The following is a 20,183-nucleotide window of genomic DNA, read 5'->3' as shown; positions in this document are numbered from 1 at the left end:
GAATGGTTACAGGAAAATAATAAAATGGAGATCAAACAACTGGAATATTTTGCGGCGGCGGTGGAGTATGGGAGCCTGAACCGCGCGGCAGAGAAATTATATACAACACAGCCGAATGTAAGCCGCGTGTTAAACAGTCTGGAAAAAGAGCTGCATGTGACGCTTCTGGAGAGAAGCAACAAGGGAATCAAGATGACACCACAGGGGGAAGAGCTCTATGGTCATGCGATGAGCATTCTAAAACACTCCAATGTAATCCGCTCGATGTCGGAGCGGCCGAACGGGAGAAGATTTTCGGTGTCCGGTTACAGGAGCGGCCTGCTCACAAAACTGATGGTGCAGCTGTATCAGGGATGTGGAGAGCAGATAAAATATGAATATCGGGAAGGAACTGTGGAGGAGATCACAGATAACGTGGCGGCAAGGATCTCAGAGATCGGGATCGTCTATTTCGCAGAAGCGCAGATGCCGTGTTTCCAGCATATCATGTGGCATAAAAAACTGGAATTTTATAAGCTGGCGCTTAGGGGAATCTGTGTTTATGTGGGGGAAAACCATCCGTTATATGAACGGGAGTCTATCCGATTTTCCGAATTGAAGGGCATGAAGTTCGTGACAGAAACAGAAGATTTTTTTGCAATGGAACACCATATCGAGAGGATCAGTGTCGGCGCATTTGTTTCGGAACAGCATATGAATGACAGGTTTTATACAAACAGTGATTACATGATCAATAACCTGCTCCTGCATTCTGATGTGTGCTGTCTGGGGATCGATATCGTCCCGTCAGGCTATCAGAAATACGGGATCAAAGCACTTAAAATTGAGGACTGTGAACCGTTCCTGGCATTCGGATATGTGGCGGCGGAGAATGCCTCGCTGTCTGCGGAGGCAGAGCAGTATCTGGGGAAATTGAAGACTTATTTACAGTGATGATGTCAGTCAGTAACGGTTCAGCAGGCCTGCGTATTTGAACTCCAAAATCCTGTTGACGGAACCGATCTGGAATGGATATCCGCAAGGATGCGCAGTGATTCTGTGAAGAATAAATTAGTTTACGCTGACCAGAATCACGCGCCAGACCTCATGGACGTTCGACTTGAAATGAAAAGCGTATAGCAGATGGTATTTATATGAGTGATATCATATAAAAAATCCTCATTGCTATACGCTTTTGTTATAACTGATCCCCCATGAAATAGCATTGGTAAGTTTAAACTAACCGTGGTATAGTAATTCCTGCGAAAAACAGACACAAGCGGGGATTGTAAAAATGCAAAGATCCCCCACACATACTCAAGAGGAGGACAACATGAAAAAAAGAGTACTTAGCCTGTGCCTGGCAGGTCTTATGGCGGCATCCCTGGCCGGATGCGGCGGAGCAGGAAACACAGCGGAGACAACAACGGCAGCAGGAACGGAAACAAGTGCCGCAGCATCGGAAACCGGTTCTTCTGAAGCAAAAGAAGAACTTGTATTTGTAAACTATCGCGACATCCGCGACTTAAATCCGCATCTCTATGCAGGAGAAATGTATGCCCAGGAGATGCTTTATGAGACACTTGTAAACATTACGGCAGATGGATATGAGGGATGCCTGGCGGAGTCCTGGGACATCAGTGATGATGGAAAGACCTATACATTCCACATCCGTGACGGCGTGAAATTCTCCGACGGGGAAGTTTGCGACGCAAACGCGATCAAGGCAAACTTTGACGCGATTATTGAGAACAAGGACCGTCATACATGGCTGGAGATGATGAATCTTCTCGTGGGCGTATCGGCACCGGATGATAAGACCTTCGTGATCGAACTCTCAGAGCCGTACTACCCGCTTTTAACAGAGCTTGGTGTTACAAGACCGTTCGCCATGATCTCTCCGAAGGCGATGAAGGACGGAAGCACAAAGGACGGAGTCAACGCGTATATCGGAACAGGTCCGTATGTGCTGACTGACTTTGTGACAGACGAATATGCCGTTTTTGAGGCAAATGAAAATTACTGGGGTGAACAGCCGAAGATCAAAAAGATCACAGTTAAGGTGATCCCGGATAACCAGACGAGAATCCTTGCGCTGGAGAAAGGCGAGATCGACATGATTTTCGGTAAAAACATGATCGACGCGGACGCTATCAACCAGTATACAGGAAACGATAAATTCACAGTCTCCCTGTCTGACCCGACATCTACCCGTCAGATCGTATTAAACACGACGAGAGATGTCCTTGCGGATAAGGAAGTGCGTCAGGCACTCCAGCACGCGACAAATAAGCAGGCAATTTCCGACGGCATCTTCTATGGACTTGAGCAGCCGGCAGACACTCTGTTTGCGAAAACAGTTCCATACTGCGATATCGACCTTGAGCCGTACGTATACGATGTGGAGCTTGCCCAGAGTATGTTAGACGAAGCCGGATGGGTCGTTGGAGCGGACAAGATCCGTGAAAGAGACGGTCAGAAGTTAAACATCGATCTTCTTTACAACAGTGACAGCGTAACAGAGAAAGCAATCGCTGAGTATCTGCAGAGTGAATACCAGAAGATCGGAATTTCCTTAAATATCCACGGAGAGGAAGAACAGTCCTATCGCGACAATATGAAAGCCGGTAACTTCGACATGGTATTCAATATCTGCTGGGGTACGCCGTATGATCCGCAGTCTTCCCTGGCAGCGATGCGCGCACCGGTTTACGGTGACTATGCAGCGCAGCTCGGACTTGAAGATAAGGCGGATATCGACCAGGCGATCACGGATATTCTTGTATCCACCGATGAGACAAAACGCCAGGAACTTTACACATTTGTCCTGACAAGACTTCATGAGGATGCGGTATACATTCCGCTCACTTACGAGTGCAACAAGGCGATCTACCGCTCAGACCTTCAGGGATTCCATTTCACACAGACCCAGTACGAAGTTCCGTTTGCGGATTTCTATTTTGAGTAAAAATTCAAGTCGAACGTCCGTGAGACTTGGCGCGTGATTCCGGTCAGCGCAAGCTGACATATTCTTTACAGAATCACTGCGCATCCTCGCGGAGCGTTTATCTCAGTCGGAGACTGAGATAAAGCCCGATCTGACAGGCCGTCCATCCGGGCGGCTTGTTGTGCATATACCTGGAGTTTTTTTGATGTTCGAAAAAGGAAAGGAGATTTTCATTTCATGAAACAATACGTCATTAAGCGAGTCCTTTCAGCGATCCCGCTTCTGATCGTGATTTCATTTGTATGCTTTGTATTTATCAACCTGATCCCGTCAGATCCGGCGGAGGTAGCGCTGCGTGTCCGTCAGGTGCCGATCATAACAGAAGAGGCTATTGCGGAAGTCCGTGCGGAATTAGGACTTGATAAGCCATATCTTGTGCGGTACTTTTCCTGGCTTGCGGATTGCCTGCGGGGAGATTTTGGGATCAGTTATGTAAATCCGAAAAGAACTGTGGCGGGTGAACTGGCAAGATGCATGCCTGCGACACTCCAGCTGGCGGGAGTTTCCTTCGTGATGGTGATCCTTTTAAGTCTGCCGATCGGTTTCCTCTGCGCTGTCTATAAAGATGGATGGTTCGATAAGATCATGAGAGCCATCGTCTTTATGACAACGGCGATGCCGGCATACTGGGTGGGACTTCTTCTCATGTGGCTTGTATCGATCAGGCTGGATCTTCTTCCGACAAGCGGAAACGGAACATGGAAACATCTGATCCTCCCGGCATTTACGGTGTCACTCAGCTATATTTCTACATATATCCGTCTGATCCGCAACAACATGCTGGAAAATATGAAGCAGGATTATGTCCTTTACGCGAATGTCAGGGGACTGCCCCAGAAGCTGATCCTTGTAAAACATATCCTGAAAAACTCCATGCACACCTGTATCGTTGCAGTCGGAATGAGCATTCCGCAGCTGATCTCAGGAACGATCGTGGTGGAAAATGTGTTTGCATGGCCGGGACTTGGAACACTCTGTATCAGCTCGATCTTTAACCGGGATTATCCGGTGATCCAGACATACGTGCTTCTGATCGGAGTCCTGTTTGTCGTTTTCAATCTGTTATTCGATATTTTACAGACGGTATCAGACCCGCGTATGAGAAGGGAGGAACATTAATGCTTCAGCGCTTTTTACATAACAGGACTGCAATGTTCACCGTGGCGATCGTTCTCCTCACAGCGCTTGTGGGGATCTTCGCCCCGTTTATTGCGCCGAACGATCCGTATGAAACGGACATCCTCAACAAATTTGCCGGATTTTCGGCTGAATATCCGCTTGGAACGGACAATCTTGGCCGCTGCATTCTTTCGAGAATGATCTATGGGATCCGCCCGACACTGGGGCTGGCAGTCCTGACGATGCTTGGAACCATCGGTCTTGGGGCTCTTATGGGACTTTTGGCGGGATATTTCCGTGGAATCCCGGAGGAGATCATCATGCGGACGGTCGACGTCATGCTTTCCTTCCCAAGCCAGATCATGGTGTTTGCGGTGGTGGCGCTTCTCGGCATCAATGTCCAGAATGTGATCCTTGCAAATGTGTTCATCAAGTGGGCCTGGTATGCACGAATGATCCGGACCGGAGTCATGCAGCACAGAGACCGCAATTTCGTCCAGTTTTCCAGATGCGTGGGAACTCCGGAGAGATTCATCCTGTTCCGCCATCTGGTGCCGTCCATCGCGGCAGATCTTGCGGTTCTCGCGTCACTCGATGTGGGCTGGGCGATCATCAATATTTCCACGCTTTCATTCCTGGGACTCGGTGTACAGGCACCGACACCGGAGTGGGGGGCGATGTTAAATGAGGCAAAAAATGTCCTCACCAGCAATCCGACCCAGATGATCGTTCCTGGTGTCGCGATCGTGATCCTGGTATCTGCCTTCAACCTGATGGGAGACGCGCTGAGGGATGTTCTTGATCCGAAGGAGGTGAATGTATGAGCACAGTGATGCGGGCGGAAGACTTGTGCGTAACGTTGAAGATCCCGCGCAGACCGGAAAAAGAGCTTGTCCGCCATGTAAACTTTGAGGTTCAGCGAGGGGAATGCCTTGGAATCCTGGGAGAATCGGGAAGTGGAAAGAGCATGAGCATCAAGGCGATGCTGGGACTTCTCGATAAGAATTTCTCCGTCTCCGGTCATGCCTGGTTTGGGGAAAAGGATCTCTTAAAGGAAAGTGGGGAGTCCATGAGAAAGATCCGTGGAAGCGAGATCGCTGTCGTCCTACAGAACCCGATGACGTGTTTTGACCCACTCTACCGAATCGGAAGCCAGATCGGGGAGACATTTGCGACACACACGGACTGGAATGCGAACGAGATCCGAGAGAAGTCACTGGAGACACTGGAACGCATGCGGATCCGCAATCCGGAGGAGGCGCTTCAAAAATACCCGCATCAGCTCTCCGGCGGCATGCTGCAGAGGATCATGATCGGGATCGCGATGGCATTAAAACCGGCACTTCTGATCGCGGATGAACCGACAACGGCCATCGATTCGATCACCCAGTATGAGATCCTGGAAGAATTTGTCCGGATCAAGAAAGAGCATGATACGGCGATGATCTTTATCACCCACGATCTCGGTGCGATCTCTAAGGTTGCGGACGACCTTGTGGTCATGAACAGCGGAATGATCGCGGACCGGGGAAGCTTTTCCCATATCCTGCATCATGCGTCAGATCCATATACGAGACTTCTGGTGGAAAAACGGTCGGCGGTCATGAAAAAATACAGGGAAAGCATTGGACATGAGAATGGAGGTGCGGCATGATCCAGATGAGAGATATCTGCGTCAGCTTTCGCAGTGAGCGGCAGGAAAAGATCTTTGGTGTCAGCAGGACACAGGTACTGTTTGATGTGTCACTCTCGATCCCCAAAGGAAGCTGCCTTGGAATCTTAGGTGAATCTGGAAGTGGAAAATCGACGCTTGGACGGGTGATCTGCGGTCTGTTAAAGCCGGACAGCGGGGAATACCTGCTGGAAGGGAAAAATGTGTATGCGTCACGAGATGGAAAGAAGAATCTTCAGAACATGCTCAGCGTTGTATTCCAGGATTATACGACATCTGCAAATCCGCGGTTCAGGATCCGGGATATTCTGGCGGAAGGAATCCGGGTGAAGGAACGGAAGAACGGAAAAAAAACGGACCGGAGCGCGGAATACTGCAGACTTTTGGAGTTAGTCGGCCTGGATGAGACGTTTCTCGACCGTTTTCCGCATGAGCTTTCGGGGGGACAGCTTCAGCGTGTCTGCATCGCCCGTGCCGTGGCGTGTGAGCCGGAGTTTATCCTGTTTGATGAGGCGATCTCATCCCTCGACGCGCACACGCAGGTACAGGTGATGGATCTCTTAAAGGAGCTGAAGGAGAAACTGGGGCTGACGTATGTGTTTATCACCCACGACCTTACATCAGTCACATATCTCTGCGACGAAGTCATGTTCCTATATAAAGGACGGATCACGGAACATATCCCGGTATCCCGGATCGCGCAGACCACGGATGTGTATGCGCGAAAGCTGCTGGATTCCATTATTGAGTTTGATGAAGAGTACGATGGTGAAATGGACGTAAAAGAAAGTGAAGAAAGTGCATAGTAGCTGTGAGGGCATTGAACAGTTACAGTGCGCAGCAGAAAATATGCTCAGGAGGTGGCAGAAATATGCTGGAGATCGGAATGATCTGTGCAGAAGCAGGAGAAAAGAAGACTGGGTGGCTGGAAATAGAAGGCGGCGGACAGAAACTTCCGCTAACACTTATCTGCGGGGCAAAGGAAGGACCTACAATGATGATATCAGCGGGAGTCCATGGAGCGGAATATATCGGCGTGCAGGCGCTTTCCGAGCTTTCCAGAGAGCTTGATCCCAAGGATACTGCGGGGAATGTGATCTGCCTTCATGTGGCAAATCCTTCAGCATTCCGGGATTATGTGCGCTTTTTCGTGCCTGAAGATGGAAAAAATCTGAACCGGGTATTCCCGGGGAAAAAGGATGGGACATTGTCGGAGCGGATCGCGTGGACGATCACGGAAGAGTTGCAGGCGAAAGCTGATTTTTATATCGATCTTCATGCGGGTGATACCAGTGAAGAGGTTATGCCGTTTGTCTATTATAATGTTGCGGCAGGAGAAAAGATTGCCAGAGTCTCTGAGAACATGGCAATGGCAGCGGATATGGAAGTGCGTGCCAGCTCCACAGCGACCACCGGCGCGTATAGCAGCGCTTGCCAAAGAGGTCTTCCTGCGATCCTCATGGAGCGCGGAGGCGGCGGAAGATTTACGGACAGCGAAGTTCAGGCATATAAGCGGGATGTGAAGAATATTATGATCCGCATGGGACTTCTTTCCGGTGAAGAGGTTCATACTGTGCAGCAGAAAAATGTGACCAGAGCAGAGTATCTGGAGGCAGAGACAGATGGATTGTGGTATCCGGTATTTTCCGCAGGAGATACGTTCGCGGGAGGTGCGGTTCTGGGAACGGTGAGAGATATCTGGGGAAACCTTTTACGGGAGTATCGGGCAGACTATCCGGGAATCGTTCTGTATCAGACGGTAGGTCTTGGCGTGAAGACAGGGGATCCGCTGATCGCCTATGGGGAATATGTGGATAGATAAATAACAGATGTGAAATAAAAATGTCGTAACTATTCAGTACCTTCATAGTTACACGCAAAAATCCATTCCAGATCAGCTTCGCTGATGGGATTTTTGCCCTTCAGCCTATGTTTTCTTACGGTCAGCGCAGCAAGTGCGCAGACCTACTGAACAGTTACAAAATGTCAATAAAAAGCCATTTTATGGGAAAGTCCTGAAATTCAGGAGATATCCATAAAATGGCTTTTTATGCTGCCATGCATACGAAAGAAGCTGCCGGGCGGCAGGTTTCGCAGGCGCGCACTGGAGCAAACAGGATATTAAATCTTAAAGCATTTCTGCAGATCCCGATACTGTCCGAGAACCAGGATCGTATCGCCGTCTTCAAAGACGGTTTCCGGCTTGACGGAGAAATCCAGAGTGCCGTTTCGCCGGACGGCAATGATGTTGATGCCGTATTTTTTCCGGATATCGATCTCACCTACGCTCATACCGACCCAGCGTTCCGGAAGATCTACCTCATAGATATCGTAGTCGCCTTCCAGATTGACAAAATCAAGAATGTGGTTGGAGCTGAAGCGGATCGCAGTCCATTTCGCAAGCTGCTGTTCCGGGTAGACGACCTGATCGGCACCGTTCCGCAGAAGAAATTTCTGGTGAACATCACTGGAAGCGCGGGAGACAACGAGCTTTGCTCCGAGCTCCTTTAAGAGTGACGTTGTTTCAAGGGAACTCTGGAAGTTATCGCCGATCGCGACGATGCAGGCATCAAAATTGCGGATTCCCAGAGAGGAAAGGAAGGACTCATTTGTACTGTCACCGATCTGTGCTTCCGTCACATAGGGAAGGACTGCGTTGACGCGTTCCTCCGTACTGTCAACGGCCATGACCTGATGTCCGAGGTTGTGAAGATGCATGGCAACATGTTTTCCAAAACGGCCGAGGCCGATCAAAAGAATTGATTTCATAACTTTCTCCTTAAATATATTATCTATTATCCGACGGAAATTTTTTCCTGCGGGAATTTTCCGCACCGGATCCTGTAACCGGACATGGTCGCGTAGATGATCGTGAGCCCGCCAACACGGCCGATGAACATAAATGTGATCAGGATCAGCTTCGATGGAACGGAAAGTGTCGGGGTGATCCCGAAGCTCAAGCCTACCGTAGCAAGCGCAGAAATCGCCTCAAACAGACACGGTATAAGAGGCAGGCTTTCCAGAATGCTGAGCGTCATGGCACACAGGATACCGAGGCTTGTATACATGAAAAGGATCGCGATCGCTGTGGCGACAATATCGGGGATAATGCGCCGTTTAAACATTTCCGGGCTGTCCTTTCTGGCAAAGACAGCAGTCGCGCAGGAGATCAGAACGGCCAGAGTGGTCGTCTTGATTCCGCCGGCGGTGGATCCCGGACTTCCTCCGATCAGCATGAGAAGGATCATAAGGAACTGGCCGGATTCCCGCATGGAGGAAAGATCCGCTGTATTAAAACCGGCAGTTCGCGTTGTCACCGACTGGAATAAGGATACAAGGATCCGTTTTCCGGCCGGGATATCCTGAAATTCCAGAAAAAAGAAGAGGATAGCCGGGATAAAGATCAGTGCCAGCGAGTAGGAGAGGATGACCTTACTCTGCATCCGGTATCGGGAAATATGGTGCCGGTTTCTGTAAATATCATCCCAGGTCAGAAAACCGATTCCGCCGATCACGATAAGCAGGATGATCACGAGATTGATCAGCGGGTCATATGCGTAGGATGTCAGGGAGGAATATGCTCCCCGGACACCAAGCAGATCGATTCCAGCGTTGCAGAATGCGGATACGGAGTGGAATAAAGACATCCAGAGTCCCCGGAAAAGACCAAAATCGCGGCAGAATACAGGTGCCATCAGGAGAGCGCCGATCAGTTCGATACCGAGAGTGACTCTTACAATAAAACCGGTCAGGCGGACAACTCCTCTGAGCTGAGGGGCAGCGACCGATTCCGCCATGATACTCCGCTGGGAAAGACCGATCTTCTTTCCGGAGAGGATCGTAAAGGAAGCGGAGATCGTCACAACGCCGAGACCGCCGGTCTGGATCAGAAGCAGAATTACGGCATGTCCAAAGGAAGACCAGTAGGTTCCGGTGTCACAGACCACAAGACCGGTCACGCAGACGGAGGTGACGGAAGTAAACAGGGCGTTTACAAATGGAGTCCAGCTTCCGTCCGCGGAGGATACCGGCAGCATCAGGATGCCGGCGCCGAGCAAGATCACGAAGGCAAAGCCTAAAACAATGATCTGAAATGAATTTAACCGCCTGAAAGCGGAAAGAATACGAAACATAATCTGAATCCTTTCATAAAGCATTTGTTCCATTATAAACGTTTATGGATGTAAAGAAAAGCGAAATTTATGGATTTTAAAGTTCTGAAAATTCCTGATTTGCACAGGAAATTATAAAGAGCGGCTGGCTCCGTTCTGGTCTGCGAAAAGTGTGAGAGGTGGACGTATGGAAATTATTTCCAGGTGGTCTGTTTAAAAATGTTGTAATTACAACATACGAAAGCTGATTTCGCGGATATAATGCGTACATGGTTCGGCGGTGCCGGACAGGGAAACATGATGACTTATCGGTTATGGCTGCCGCAGGGACGGCAGGCGTGTCAGGATAATTTGAGATCGGCAAAACTGCGAAGACAATGTTGGCTGCTTGTATGGGCTGCCTGGAGTCACGCGGGAAGAGTCGGGGAAATATATGGAGGTATATGAAATGGATCAAAAAATGTTCTGTTATCAGTGTGAGCAGACCGCAGGCTGCGCGGGATGTACCGGGAGCACGGGTGTCTGCGGAAAGACGGCGGAGACAGCAAGGCTGCAGGACCAGCTTGTAGGTGCGATGATCGGGCTTGCGAAAGCGGCAGAAGGCGTGGAATGTCCGGGAGATCGAGTGTACCGCACGGTGATCGAGGGGCTTTTTACGACACTTACGAATGTAAGCTTTGATGATGACGCGATCCGGGCGCAGATTGAGAAGACGCACAGGGAGAAGGAGCGGCTGCTCGCAGCGCCGGTGAAGAAAAGTGCAGGACCGCGCGAAAAGGCAGCGGGAGAGTCAGGTGCGGCAGCAAGTGTGCAAGATACGGATGATTATAATCTCGGTCTGCTGTGGGACATGGACCCTGATATCCGCTCCCTGAAATCCCTGATCCTGTTCGGATTAAAGGGTATGGCGGCGTACGCGTACCATGCGCTGATGCTGGGGGCATCTGATGAGACGGTAAACCAGTTCTTCTTAACGGGACTCCGGGAGATCGCAAAAGACGGCACCGTCGAAAGCCTGCTCCCGACGGTCCTGAAGGTCGGCGAGGTGAACCTCACCTGCATGGCGATGCTGGACGCAGCAAACACGGGAACTTACGGGACTCCGATCCCGGTCAGCGTACCGCTTGTAGTAGAAAGAGGACCGTTTATCGTTGTGACGGGACATGACCTCAAGGACCTGGAGCTTCTCTTAAAGCAGACAGAGGGAAAAGGCGTTAACATCTACACCCACGGCGAGATGTTGCCGGCCCACGCTTACCCGGAGCTCAGAAAGTATCCGCAGTTAAAGGGCAATTTCGGAACTGCATGGCAGAATCAGCAGAAGGAATTTGCGGATATTCCGGCTCCGATCCTCTTTACCACAAACTGCCTGATGCCGCCGAAGAAATCCTACGCGGACCGCGTGTTCACGACGGAGGTCGTAGCATATCCGGGAATGGTTCATATCGATGATGAGAAAGACTTTACCCCGGTGATCGAGAAGGCGCTGGAACTCGGCGGATATCAGGAAGACCGCCAGTTTACGGGAATCAACGGCGGAACTCAGGTCATGACAGGATTCGGCCATGGAACGATCCTTTCCATGGCTGATCAGGTCATCGACGCGGTAAAATCCGGCGCGATCAGACATTTCTTCCTCGTTGCGGGCTGCGATGGCGCGAAGCCGGGAAGAAACTACTATACGGATTTTGTAAAGCAGACTCCGGCGGACAGCATTGTCCTGACACTGGCGTGCGGCAAGTTCCGCTTTAATGATCTGGACCTTGGAAATATCGGCGGTCTCCCGCGGATCATGGACATGGGCCAGTGCAACGATGCCTACGGTGCCATCAAGGTGGCTATGGCGCTGGCTGAGGCGTTTGGGTGCGAGGTGAACGAGCTTCCGCTGTCCTTCGTGCTCTCCTGGTATGAGCAGAAGGCAGTGTGTATTCTCCTGACACTCCTGCATCTTGGGATCAGGAATATCCGCCTCGGCCCGTCCTTACCGGCGTTCCTCTCCCCGAATATCTTGAATTTCCTTGTGGAAAATTATGGAATCGGGCCGGTGACAACGCCGGAGGAGGATTTGAAGGCGTTATTGGGATAAGATAAAAAGCCCCCGGATAGGGAATGTGCCATCGGCCAGTTGACCAGCTGCAGTAGTTCCTTATCCGGGGACTTTACTTATGTACTTAAATTACAGTGATCCGCATTATCTGCGGTCAACCGAATTTTACAGATGCTGTAAAAGCTCCAGCTGTTCTCCGTTCGGTCCGATAAAAAACGCGTTGCGGATGCCGCCGAAGATCGGGAGGTCAGCTGCCTTGTCGACACCGCCCCGGAAGCTTGTGATCCCGGCTGCCTTTAAGTCTGCGATGGCAGCGTCGATGTCATTGACTTCGATTGCGATGTGCGGGAAGAGACCGCCCTGGGCGGTCACATCAGTGCCGTCATGTGGCTCGATGATCTCGAGGTCAAAGCCCGGCATGCTGACGATCTTGATGTGGTTAGTTCCAAGCGGCTTCTGGACATCAGCCTGTCCAGTGACTTTTCCACCGAGACATTCGTAGAATTTTATGGATGTTTCAAGATCCTTTGTGAAAAGCGCGATATGCGCAAGTCCTGTGATGTGTTTCATGATAAGAATCCTTTCCGCGTTCCAGCGCAGCAAATCTCCAGATAAAAGCACCAGATCAGAAGCAGATGGTCTTACCTGAGTGATCCTACAGAGGCGGAAACGCTGTTGCTGTAGTTTTTCTATCTCAAACTATGCTTATTATAGGATTATTTGAAACAGAGTGCAAGAAAAAAGTAAGCGACTGATCCCTGCCCGTGTACAGCAACAATTTTCTCAGTGACGGGCAGAAAAAACTGTGCTATACTCTTGTATTATGAAAAATTTTATTGTATTTGATTTGGAATGGAACCAGAACCCGGGCGGTAAAGAAGCGTCTGTGGAGCGGCTTCCTTTTGAGATCTTTGAGATCGGAGCAGTAAAACTGAATGAAGAGCGTGAGAAGGTCGCGGAGTTTCACCGGATCATCCGTCCCTGCGTGTACCGCCAGATGCACCGGATCATCTCTGAGGTGACCCATGTTTCCATCGAAGAGTTAGAGCGGGATGGAGAGCCGTTTGCGGCGGTAATGGAGGATTTCCTTAAATGGTGCGGAGAGGACTGCATATTCTGCACCTGGGGAAGTATGGACCTTACGGAACTGCAGAGGAACATGGTCTATCATGGGATGACGATCCCGTTCCCGAAACCGTTCCTTTTTTATGATGTCCAGAAACTGTACAGCCTGTGCTATCAGGACGGAAAGGCGAGAATTTCGCTTGATGAAGCGGTGGAGTCCTTTGCGCTTGATGTGGACGCGCCATTCCACCGGGCACTGGGGGACGCGGAATATACGGGGCGCGTGCTGCAGGCGATGGATTTTGATTCCGTGAAAGATTATGTGTCCGTAGATTATTATCTGCCGCCGGAGAGCGAGGATGAGGAGTTCACGCTGCGGTTCCCGGAGTACACGAAGTTCGTGTCACAGATGTTTGACACGAAGGAGGAGGCGATGGAGGAAAAGCGGGTGACGGATATCATCTGCACGAAATGCCGTCGGATGCTGCGGAAGAAGATCCGCTGGTTTTCCTCAGGACAGCGCTATTATCTGTGTCTTGCAACATGTCCGGAACACGGTATGATGAAAGGAAAAATCCGGATGAAAAAGTCGGAGGACGGCAGAGTCTTTGCTGTAAAGACAGTAAAACCGGTGGATGAGGAAGGTGCAGAAGCTGTTTTCCTGAAAAAAGAGGAGGCCCGGATCCGCCGTGCGGAGAAAAGCAGGCAGAAGAAACTCCATGGAGTGGAATAAAGGCTGCAGCCCGGAAGATATGGCAGCAATGGAGCACTTTGCTCCTGAACAAACGGATGTGAAAAGATAGAAAAAGAGCAGAGGTATTGCTTCGAAAAGCATACATCTGCTCTTTTAGTTTACATAAAATAAAACTTATCGTCTCCGAAAACGATCTCTGAGCCGCTCCCGGAATCCCGGCTGCTTAATCCCAGACTTGGATCTTAAGTGCTTTTCCATGATCATATCAAATTCTGTGGAAGAATATCCCCATTCCTTTAAACGTTTTTCGCGCCGCTGATGACGGAGAAAACGCTCGTTCTGGGCCTTGTTTTCCTGATAGATCATGATTCCGAAGACGGCGCCGCCAATGACTCCGATGACAGCGGCAGCGATCAGGACTTTCTTAACAATGCCGAAAGCAGGAGAGGAGGTCCAGGATGTCTTATTGCTGCCCGTTTTTTTAGAGGAAGGTTCGGTTTCCTTGTCAGGTGCCTTAGAAGGAACGGTTTCAGCCACAGTCTCAGTCTCCGCGGTATCCGTGCTCTGATTCACTGCTCCGGGTACATATCCCTGTGTCACAGTCGCCTCCAGATAAGCCTGTCCCACAAGCTTATCCCCATAGCGGTAATCGATCCGTGCAATCGCCCCATCCGGTGCATCGTCAGTCAGGTCGTAGTCCAGTGTGGAAGTCACATCGGAGAAGCTCCCATCCGCAGGTAAAGTCACCGCGCTGTTTTTATTTACCGTGAGTCTTGTAGCACTCCCGGAAAAGATCCCGGAGATCGTCAGATCATCAGCCACCTTGCTGTAAGTGCTGTCCTGATCCGCAACCGGAACGGACTTGAAATTTTTAAATCCATAGTCAAACAGTGCTTTTGTGTCGGAATAATGGGTCTGGTGACCATTGAGAACGACAGCTATGAGCTTCATTCCATCGCGCTCCGCGCATGTCACCAATGTATTTCCCGCAAGCAAGGTGTAACCGGTCTTTCCGCCGATGGCACCGTCGTAATAAAGGGAATCATTCCGCCGCAGCATTCTGTGGTGGGCGTAGTAGCGCCAGCCATCCGGGTACTGCTTTAATTTCCCGGCAGGAACGTCATAGTACGTTGTGGAATCAACCTCTACAAATGTCGGATTATTAAACGCCGCCTTCGCGATCAGTGCCATGTCATAAGCGGACACATAGTGGTTCGGATCATTCAGACCGCTCGGGTTTGCGAAATGGGAGTCCGTACATCCAAGCTCCGCCGCCTTCTCATTCATCTTCTCCGCAAAAGCATCAATACTGCCTGCGCAGTGTTCGGCCAGAGCGTTTGCAACCTCATTCGCGGACTGTAAAAGCAGGGCATAAAGACAGTCCCGGACACTTAACGTATCTCCGGCGCGGGCCCCCAGAATGGAGGAGTTCGGCTCAAGAGAGTTCACCGCTGTGTTGGAGAACGTCACGGTCTCATCAAGCCCACAGTTTTCAATCACGATCAGTGCCGTCAGGATCTTTGTGATACTTGCCGGATAATACGGTTCATGGCTGTTCTTCTCAAACAAAACCGCTCCCGAATTGATGTCCATTAAGATCCCGCCGTCCGCCGAGATCGAGATCTCCGACGGCCACTCAGCCGCCGCATATGCCGTCTGTCCTGGACAAAAGCCGAGGATCAGCGTCAGACAGAGAAAAATACTTAAAATTCGTTTCATGGAACTCCTTGAAAAAATTGCCGCCATGTTTACCCGACGTGGCGGCTGTTTTGATGTCTCAAATCCCATCGGCACAGCCGATCAGGAATGGATTTTTGCCTGTAATTGTGAAGGATTGAATGATCACAGTACTCGTACTATGGATTATAGCAGTTTGAAGACCGGGCTGCAACCGATAAATGATATAAAAAGAGCCGACAGATCTATCTGCCGGCTCTTTTATATAATACCAGATTTCCAACAAAAAATACCATAACGATCCCTGCAAACACCATCGCGATCCGGGCGGCGGTATCGAAAAAGAAACCTTCCGGAACGATGTTGATGAGCATATCGGTGCGTGGATCGAGGACCCACAGATCATTGTTGAAAAAGATTTTGTGGAAAACAATAAAATATTTCGTAAAGTCTGTGGATATAATGCCGATCAAAACTAAAGACACGGCAAAGACTGCGCCGGTGCCGATGCAGAGGGACTTCGGGATCAGGCGTTTTAACGCCGCGGTCCGCTCCGCACTCTTATGTCCCCAGAAATAAGCCAGGGACGCGAAGCATAGGGTGATCAGGATCCCGATCCGGCGAAGCCACAGGCCGCCAATGAAGAGTCCCCGCACGTCCTCCATGTGGGCAATCTCCCGGTCATTAAAAAATTCCCGGTATTCCCCGCCCATGGTGGTGTATACGTGAAGGTTTTCACGCTTTCCGCGAAGAAATGCCATCATTTCATCGGTAACATCTAAAAGATCATCCATGTTCATCTCAGGAAGATCATTCAGAACCTGATATTTCGTGTATTCCTTCTCATAATATCCTGGTGTCCAGTAGGTGACTGCCTCAACGGACGTGATAAGGAACGCGATGATCAGCCAGAACGCAGTAAAAATTCCGGCGGCATAAGTAATAGCCGTTGCTTGTTTTGTCATTTCGTGGTACTCCGTTTGATTACTTTTAGTCTTGTGAACTCCTCGCGGTCCTTTTCCTCCAGGGCGTTGGTGATGTCCTTCACAAGTGCCTGGTATGACGGGATCGTGATGTTCTTTAGTGCATTAGCCCGCTTCTGGGTCTTCTTAATGCTCTCGGCAAGACGGTAGGCGGATGTCTCCACGGTTGCGAGGTCTGCGGTCAGTTCCTTCACGCGCTCGAAGGCGATCCGTGCCTCGTCCAGCGAATCGCTGGTGCTGTAAAACGAATAAGGCGGTTTTTCATCTTTTGACGGTGTATACTCGACAAGCGGGATCTCCGTTCCCATGATGCTGCGCGCCTTGATCCGGATATCATCCGTGACGGGAAGTGAACCTGCGATCTCCTCCACATAGTGGATTCCCATCTCGATATTGGCCTTTTGGAGTGCCTTGTAGGCGGCGGTAAAAGTGGAATCGATCTCGGACTGGATCGCTTTTGCCTGATCGATCAGGCCCATAAGTTCCCGCAGCAAGATGTTCCTCTTTTTATCCATCAGTCCGTACCCCTGAGTCGCAAGGGCGAGGGAGTTTTTCGCAAGGATCAGATTTCCCTTGGTGGGGAATGTGTTCGGATTCATGAGATCCCCTCCTTATGAAGCGTCTGAAGCGGCGTCTGCAGGTTTATAATACTTGTCTAAGATCTTCGTGTCAATACGGTCGAGCTCTTCTCTCGGAAGAAGTCCTAAAAGCTCCCAGCCGATGTTTAAGGTGTCGATGATGGTACGGTTGTCATGGATATCCTGTCCGATGAACCGTTTTTCAAATTCCCGGCCGAATTCCAGATACTTTTTATCGATCGGGGAGAGCTCATCTTCACCGATAACAGATGCGAGGGCTCTCGCGTCGCCCACCTTTGCGTAGCAGGAAAACAGCTGGTTTGCCACATCCTGATGATCTTCACGGGTAAATCCCTCACCGATGCCGTCCTTCATAAGACGGGACAGGGACGGAAGCACGCTGATCGGCGGGTAGATGGACTGACCGTTTAAGCTACGGTCCAGAACGATCTGACCTTCTGTGATGTAACCGGTAAGGTCTGGGATCGGGTGGGTGATATCATCGTTCGGCATGGTAAGGATCGGGATCTGTGTGACAGATCCGTTGACTCCGGCGACGATTCCGGCGCGCTCATAGAGAGATGCCAGATCACTGTATAAGTATCCCGGATATCCCTTACGGGACGGGATCTCGCCCTTTGAGGAGGAGACCTCACGCAGCGCCTCAGCGTAGGAGGTCATATCCGTCAGGATGACCAGGATATGCATGCCCTTTTCAAATGCCAGATATTCGGCGACTGTGAGGGCAACCTTCGGTGTGATCAGACGCTCGACGACCGGATCATTTGCCAGATTGATAAACATGGCAACATGGTCCAGAACGCCGCTCTCGCGGAAGGTACGTTCAAAGTATTCGGCAACATCGTACTTGACGCCCATAGCTGCGAATACGACGGCGAATTTTTCATCGGAATTGTTTCCCAGAGAGGACTGCATGACGATCTGCGCTGCCAGCTGGTCGTGGGGAAGTCCGTTTCCGGAGAAGATCGGGAGCTTCTGCCCGCGGATCAGGGTCATCAAACCGTCAATGGCGGAGATGCCGGTACGGATGTAGTTACGCGGATATTCACGGGCCACCGGGTTTAACGGCTTTCCGTTTACATCCAGTTTTTTATCAGCTAAGATCGGTCCCAGACCGTCGATGGGATTTCCAAGACCGTCAAAGGTACGGCCTAACATATCGGCGGAGACGCCGATCTCCATTGGATGTCCGGTGAGACGGGTATGAGTGTTTTTCAATGCCATGTTTCCGGTGCTCTCAAACACCTGGATCACGGCTTTATCCTCGTACGCCTCGATAATGCGTCCGAGCTTCTTTTCTTTTCCGTCGACGGTCATTTCCACGATTTCATCATAAGATGCCCCGGAAACGCCTTCGAGGACGGCAAGAGGGCCGTTTAAGGAACTAAGGCCAAGATATTCGACTGCCATTGTGATCTGCCTCCTTATGCGTTGCGTTCGATGACGGAATTGTAGAAGTCATCGATCTGCTTCTTATAGTCGTCAAACATGTCGAGACGGTCATTCGGGACGTCATATTTGATGGCAATGATCTTCTCAAAGATCTTTTCTTCTTTGAGGACGGATACCGGCATGCCCATGGCAACGAGGGCACGGGATTTTTTATAGAGATAAAGGATGATCTCCATCATCTTAAACTGCTTTTTCAGCGGAACGCAGGTATCTTCCTTATGGAAAGCGTTCTGCTGAAGGAAACCGAGACGGATAACCTTGGCGATCTCGAGGACGAGCTTCTGGTCATCAGGGAGAACATCGGATCCGATCAGTTTTACGATCTCCATCAGGCTGCTTTCCTGATTCAGGATCGTGACGAGCTGGTTACGGTAATTGACAAAGTTTTTATCCACATGCTCAGAGTACCAGGAAGAAAGATCCGTGAGGTATTCCGAGTAGCTGGTCAGCCACTGGATCGCCGGGAAGTGTCTCGCGTAGGCGAGGTTCTTATCAAGTCCCCAGAAGCAGCGGACGAAACGCTTGGTATTCTGTGTGACCGGCTCAGAGAAATCGCCGCCCTGCGGGGATACGGCTCCGATGATGGATACGGAACCTTCCGTTCCGTTTAAGTTCTGGACCATTCCGGCACGCTCATAGAACTGGGACAGCCGGGATGCCAGATAAGCCGGGAAACCTTCCTCGGCCGGCATTTCCTCCAGACGGCCGGAGAGCTCGCGGAGCGCCTCAGCCCAACGGGAGGTGGAGTCTGCCATGATCGCTACGTTGTATCCCATGTCGCGGTAGTATTCTGCAAGTGTCAGGCCGGAGTAAAGACTCGCCTCACGGGCGGCAACCGGCATGTTGGAGGTATTGGCGATCAACGTGGTCCGTTCCATCAGTGGGTTTCCGCTCTTCGGGTCGATCAGCTCGCTGAATTCCTCCAGAACCTGTGTCATTTCATTTCCACGCTCGCCGCAGCCGATGTAGATGATGATATCGGCATCGGACCACTTGGCGATCTGGTGCTGGGTCATGGTCTTTCCGGTACCGAATCCGCCCGGGATCGCCGCTGTGCCGCCTTTTGCGAGCGGGAACAGGGTATCAAGGATCCTCTGGCCGGTGATCAGCGGCTTGGATGCCGGATAACGCTTTACGGTCGGACGCGGGATACGGATCGGCCATTTCTGGGTCATGGTGATGGTTTTTTCTGTTCCGTCCTTTGTCATAAGAGTGATCAATGTATCATTGATCGTATATTCACCGTCGGAGACAACGGAGAGGACATCGCCCTCCAGATCCGGCGGGATCATGACTTTATGGGTGATGGCTCTCGTCTCCGAGACCTCCGCGATGATGGTGCCGCCGTAGACATGATCACCGCGCTTTACGGTCATGTGGGTCTGCCATTTCTTTTCTGTATCAAGGGATGTTACATGAACACCGCGGTCAATATAATAGCCGCTGGATTTTTTGATAGCGGCTAACGGACGTTCGATTCCATCAAAAATATTTGTGATAATGCCGGGGGCAAGTGTGACGGAGACAGGAGCTCCTGTTCCTGTAACCGGCTCTCCGGGCTTCAGACCTGTGGTCTCCTCATAGACCTCGATCGTTGTGCGTTCGGAGGTCAGTCCGATGACCTCGCCGACGAGGTTTGCCTCTCCGACGTAGACCATCTCATTCATCTGAAAACCGGAATCACCGGCAATATAGACGATCGGGCCGTTGATCCCGTAAATTGTGCCTTTTGCAGCCATGTTGATTTCCTCCAAAAATGTTATAAAAAGTAACTGTC

Annotated in this window: 17 protein-coding genes; 9 read left to right on the top strand and 8 right to left on the bottom strand. The window is 50.6% G+C overall.

The features are described from left to right. The first annotated feature begins 24 nt into the window (after positions 1-24). The 7 genes from FN001_RS02825 (at position 25) to FN001_RS02795 (ending at position 7,599) form a co-directional block, all read left to right on the top strand. The gene (locus FN001_RS02825; RefSeq protein ID WP_185911821.1) at positions 25-933 is read left to right on the top strand and encodes a LysR family transcriptional regulator; all 909 of its coding nucleotides are present in this window, start codon (positions 25-27) and stop codon (positions 931-933) included. 379 nt (positions 934-1,312) lie between these two features. Continuing rightward, complete coding sequence (gene nikA, locus FN001_RS02820) at positions 1,313-2,947, top strand: nickel ABC transporter substrate-binding protein (RefSeq protein ID WP_142410726.1); 1,635 nt, start codon at positions 1,313-1,315, stop codon at positions 2,945-2,947. A gap of 216 nt (positions 2,948-3,163) precedes the next feature. After that, on the top strand, positions 3,164-4,105 hold the full coding sequence (opp1B, locus tag FN001_RS02815) for a nickel/cobalt ABC transporter permease (RefSeq protein WP_142410725.1): 942 nt from the start codon (positions 3,164-3,166) through the stop codon (positions 4,103-4,105). Next, on the top strand, positions 4,105-4,929 hold the full coding sequence (gene opp1C / locus FN001_RS02810; RefSeq protein WP_117471011.1) for a nickel/cobalt ABC transporter permease: 825 nt from the start codon (positions 4,105-4,107) through the stop codon (positions 4,927-4,929). The genes opp1B and opp1C overlap by 1 nt, the downstream gene beginning before the upstream one ends. Then, on the top strand, positions 4,926-5,759 hold the full coding sequence (locus tag FN001_RS02805; RefSeq protein ID WP_142410724.1) for an ABC transporter ATP-binding protein: 834 nt from the start codon (positions 4,926-4,928) through the stop codon (positions 5,757-5,759). Before opp1C ends, FN001_RS02805 begins: the two co-directional genes overlap by 4 nt. Beyond that, positions 5,756-6,583 (top strand): ABC transporter ATP-binding protein, encoded by an 828-nt coding sequence (locus tag FN001_RS02800; protein ID WP_142410723.1) that lies wholly within the window; start codon positions 5,756-5,758, stop codon positions 6,581-6,583. Before FN001_RS02805 ends, FN001_RS02800 begins: the two co-directional genes overlap by 4 nt. A 65-nt stretch (positions 6,584-6,648) precedes the next feature. Continuing rightward, positions 6,649-7,599 (top strand): M14 family metallopeptidase, encoded by a 951-nt coding sequence (locus FN001_RS02795; protein WP_142410722.1) that lies wholly within the window; start codon positions 6,649-6,651, stop codon positions 7,597-7,599. Positions 7,600-7,898: 299 nt separating this feature from the next. On the opposite strand, the gene FN001_RS02790 is transcribed toward FN001_RS02795, so the two are convergent. Together FN001_RS02790 and FN001_RS02785 are read right to left on the bottom strand one after the other, a co-directional pair. Beyond that, on the bottom strand, positions 7,899-8,546 hold the full coding sequence (locus FN001_RS02790; RefSeq protein ID WP_015552841.1) for a potassium channel family protein: 648 nt from the start codon (positions 8,544-8,546) through the stop codon (positions 7,899-7,901). Positions 8,547-8,572: 26 nt separating this feature from the next. Continuing rightward, entirely contained in the window at positions 8,573-9,910 is a 1,338-nt protein-coding gene (locus FN001_RS02785; RefSeq protein WP_142410721.1) for a TrkH family potassium uptake protein, read from the bottom strand. Positions 9,911-10,337: 427 nt separating this feature from the next. Between FN001_RS02785 and hcp the strand changes: the two genes are divergently transcribed. Next, positions 10,338-11,975 (top strand): hydroxylamine reductase, encoded by a 1,638-nt coding sequence (gene hcp / locus FN001_RS02780; protein ID WP_142410720.1) that lies wholly within the window; start codon positions 10,338-10,340, stop codon positions 11,973-11,975. A 126-nt stretch (positions 11,976-12,101) separates the two neighbouring features. Here the strand turns inward: hcp and FN001_RS02775 are convergent, their stop codons facing one another. Next, on the bottom strand, positions 12,102-12,506 hold the full coding sequence (locus FN001_RS02775) for a VOC family protein (protein WP_142410719.1): 405 nt from the start codon (positions 12,504-12,506) through the stop codon (positions 12,102-12,104). 253 nt (positions 12,507-12,759) lie between these two features. On the opposite strand from FN001_RS02775, the gene FN001_RS02770 reads away from it, so the two are divergent. Continuing rightward, entirely contained in the window at positions 12,760-13,734 is a 975-nt protein-coding gene (locus FN001_RS02770; protein WP_021904014.1) for a 3'-5' exonuclease, read from the top strand. Positions 13,735-13,869: 135 nt separating this feature from the next. On the opposite strand, the gene FN001_RS02765 is transcribed toward FN001_RS02770, so the two are convergent. The 5 genes from FN001_RS02765 to FN001_RS02745 all read right to left on the bottom strand — a co-directional run bounded on the left by FN001_RS02765 (position 13,870) and on the right by FN001_RS02745 (position 20,145). Then, positions 13,870-15,414, bottom strand: coding sequence for a D-alanyl-D-alanine carboxypeptidase family protein (locus tag FN001_RS02765; RefSeq protein WP_142410718.1), 1,545 nt, complete (start codon positions 15,412-15,414; stop codon positions 13,870-13,872). Between the two features lie 203 nt (positions 15,415-15,617). After that, positions 15,618-16,337, bottom strand: coding sequence for a TIGR01906 family membrane protein (locus tag FN001_RS02760; protein WP_142410717.1), 720 nt, complete (start codon positions 16,335-16,337; stop codon positions 15,618-15,620). Continuing rightward, on the bottom strand, positions 16,334-16,954 hold the full coding sequence (locus FN001_RS02755) for a V-type ATP synthase subunit D (protein WP_117471000.1): 621 nt from the start codon (positions 16,952-16,954) through the stop codon (positions 16,334-16,336). Before FN001_RS02755 ends, FN001_RS02760 begins: the two co-directional genes overlap by 4 nt. A 12-nt stretch (positions 16,955-16,966) precedes the next feature. Then, positions 16,967-18,364 (bottom strand): V-type ATP synthase subunit B, encoded by a 1,398-nt coding sequence (locus FN001_RS02750; protein WP_142410716.1) that lies wholly within the window; start codon positions 18,362-18,364, stop codon positions 16,967-16,969. A gap of 14 nt (positions 18,365-18,378) precedes the next feature. Continuing rightward, on the bottom strand, positions 18,379-20,145 hold the full coding sequence (locus FN001_RS02745) for a V-type ATP synthase subunit A (protein ID WP_142410715.1): 1,767 nt from the start codon (positions 20,143-20,145) through the stop codon (positions 18,379-18,381). Positions 20,146-20,183 lie beyond the last annotated feature (38 nt).

This window comes from Clostridium sp. Marseille-P7770 (genome assembly GCF_902143525.1).
GTDB lineage: Bacteria > Bacillota > Clostridia > Lachnospirales > Lachnospiraceae > Pilosibacter.
This window is presented reverse-complemented; position numbering and strand designations above follow the sequence as displayed.

Bases quoted from the DNA above. Each gene is read 5' to 3' on its own strand.
- FN001_RS02825 (WP_185911821.1), top strand. From the start codon at position 25: ATGGAGATCAAACAACTGGAATATTTTGCGGCGGCGGTGGAGTATGGG.
- nikA (WP_142410726.1), top strand. From the start codon at position 1,313: ATGAAAAAAAGAGTACTTAGCCTGTGCCTGGCAGGTCTTATGGCGGCA.
- opp1B (WP_142410725.1), top strand. From the start codon at position 3,164: ATGAAACAATACGTCATTAAGCGAGTCCTTTCAGCGATCCCGCTTCTG.
- opp1C (WP_117471011.1), top strand. From the start codon at position 4,105: ATGCTTCAGCGCTTTTTACATAACAGGACTGCAATGTTCACCGTGGCG.
- FN001_RS02805 (WP_142410724.1), top strand. From the start codon at position 4,926: ATGAGCACAGTGATGCGGGCGGAAGACTTGTGCGTAACGTTGAAGATC.
- FN001_RS02800 (WP_142410723.1), top strand. From the start codon at position 5,756: ATGATCCAGATGAGAGATATCTGCGTCAGCTTTCGCAGTGAGCGGCAG.
- FN001_RS02795 (WP_142410722.1), top strand. From the start codon at position 6,649: ATGCTGGAGATCGGAATGATCTGTGCAGAAGCAGGAGAAAAGAAGACT.
- FN001_RS02790 (WP_015552841.1), bottom strand. From the start codon at position 8,546: ATGAAATCAATTCTTTTGATCGGCCTCGGCCGTTTTGGAAAACATGTT.
- FN001_RS02785 (WP_142410721.1), bottom strand. From the start codon at position 9,910: ATGTTTCGTATTCTTTCCGCTTTCAGGCGGTTAAATTCATTTCAGATC.
- hcp (WP_142410720.1), top strand. From the start codon at position 10,338: ATGGATCAAAAAATGTTCTGTTATCAGTGTGAGCAGACCGCAGGCTGC.
- FN001_RS02775 (WP_142410719.1), bottom strand. From the start codon at position 12,506: ATGAAACACATCACAGGACTTGCGCATATCGCGCTTTTCACAAAGGAT.
- FN001_RS02770 (WP_021904014.1), top strand. From the start codon at position 12,760: ATGAAAAATTTTATTGTATTTGATTTGGAATGGAACCAGAACCCGGGC.
- FN001_RS02765 (WP_142410718.1), bottom strand. From the start codon at position 15,414: ATGAAACGAATTTTAAGTATTTTTCTCTGTCTGACGCTGATCCTCGGC.
- FN001_RS02760 (WP_142410717.1), bottom strand. From the start codon at position 16,337: ATGACAAAACAAGCAACGGCTATTACTTATGCCGCCGGAATTTTTACT.
- FN001_RS02755 (WP_117471000.1), bottom strand. From the start codon at position 16,954: ATGAATCCGAACACATTCCCCACCAAGGGAAATCTGATCCTTGCGAAA.
- FN001_RS02750 (WP_142410716.1), bottom strand. From the start codon at position 18,364: ATGGCAGTCGAATATCTTGGCCTTAGTTCCTTAAACGGCCCTCTTGCC.
- FN001_RS02745 (WP_142410715.1), bottom strand. From the start codon at position 20,145: ATGGCTGCAAAAGGCACAATTTACGGGATCAACGGCCCGATCGTCTAT.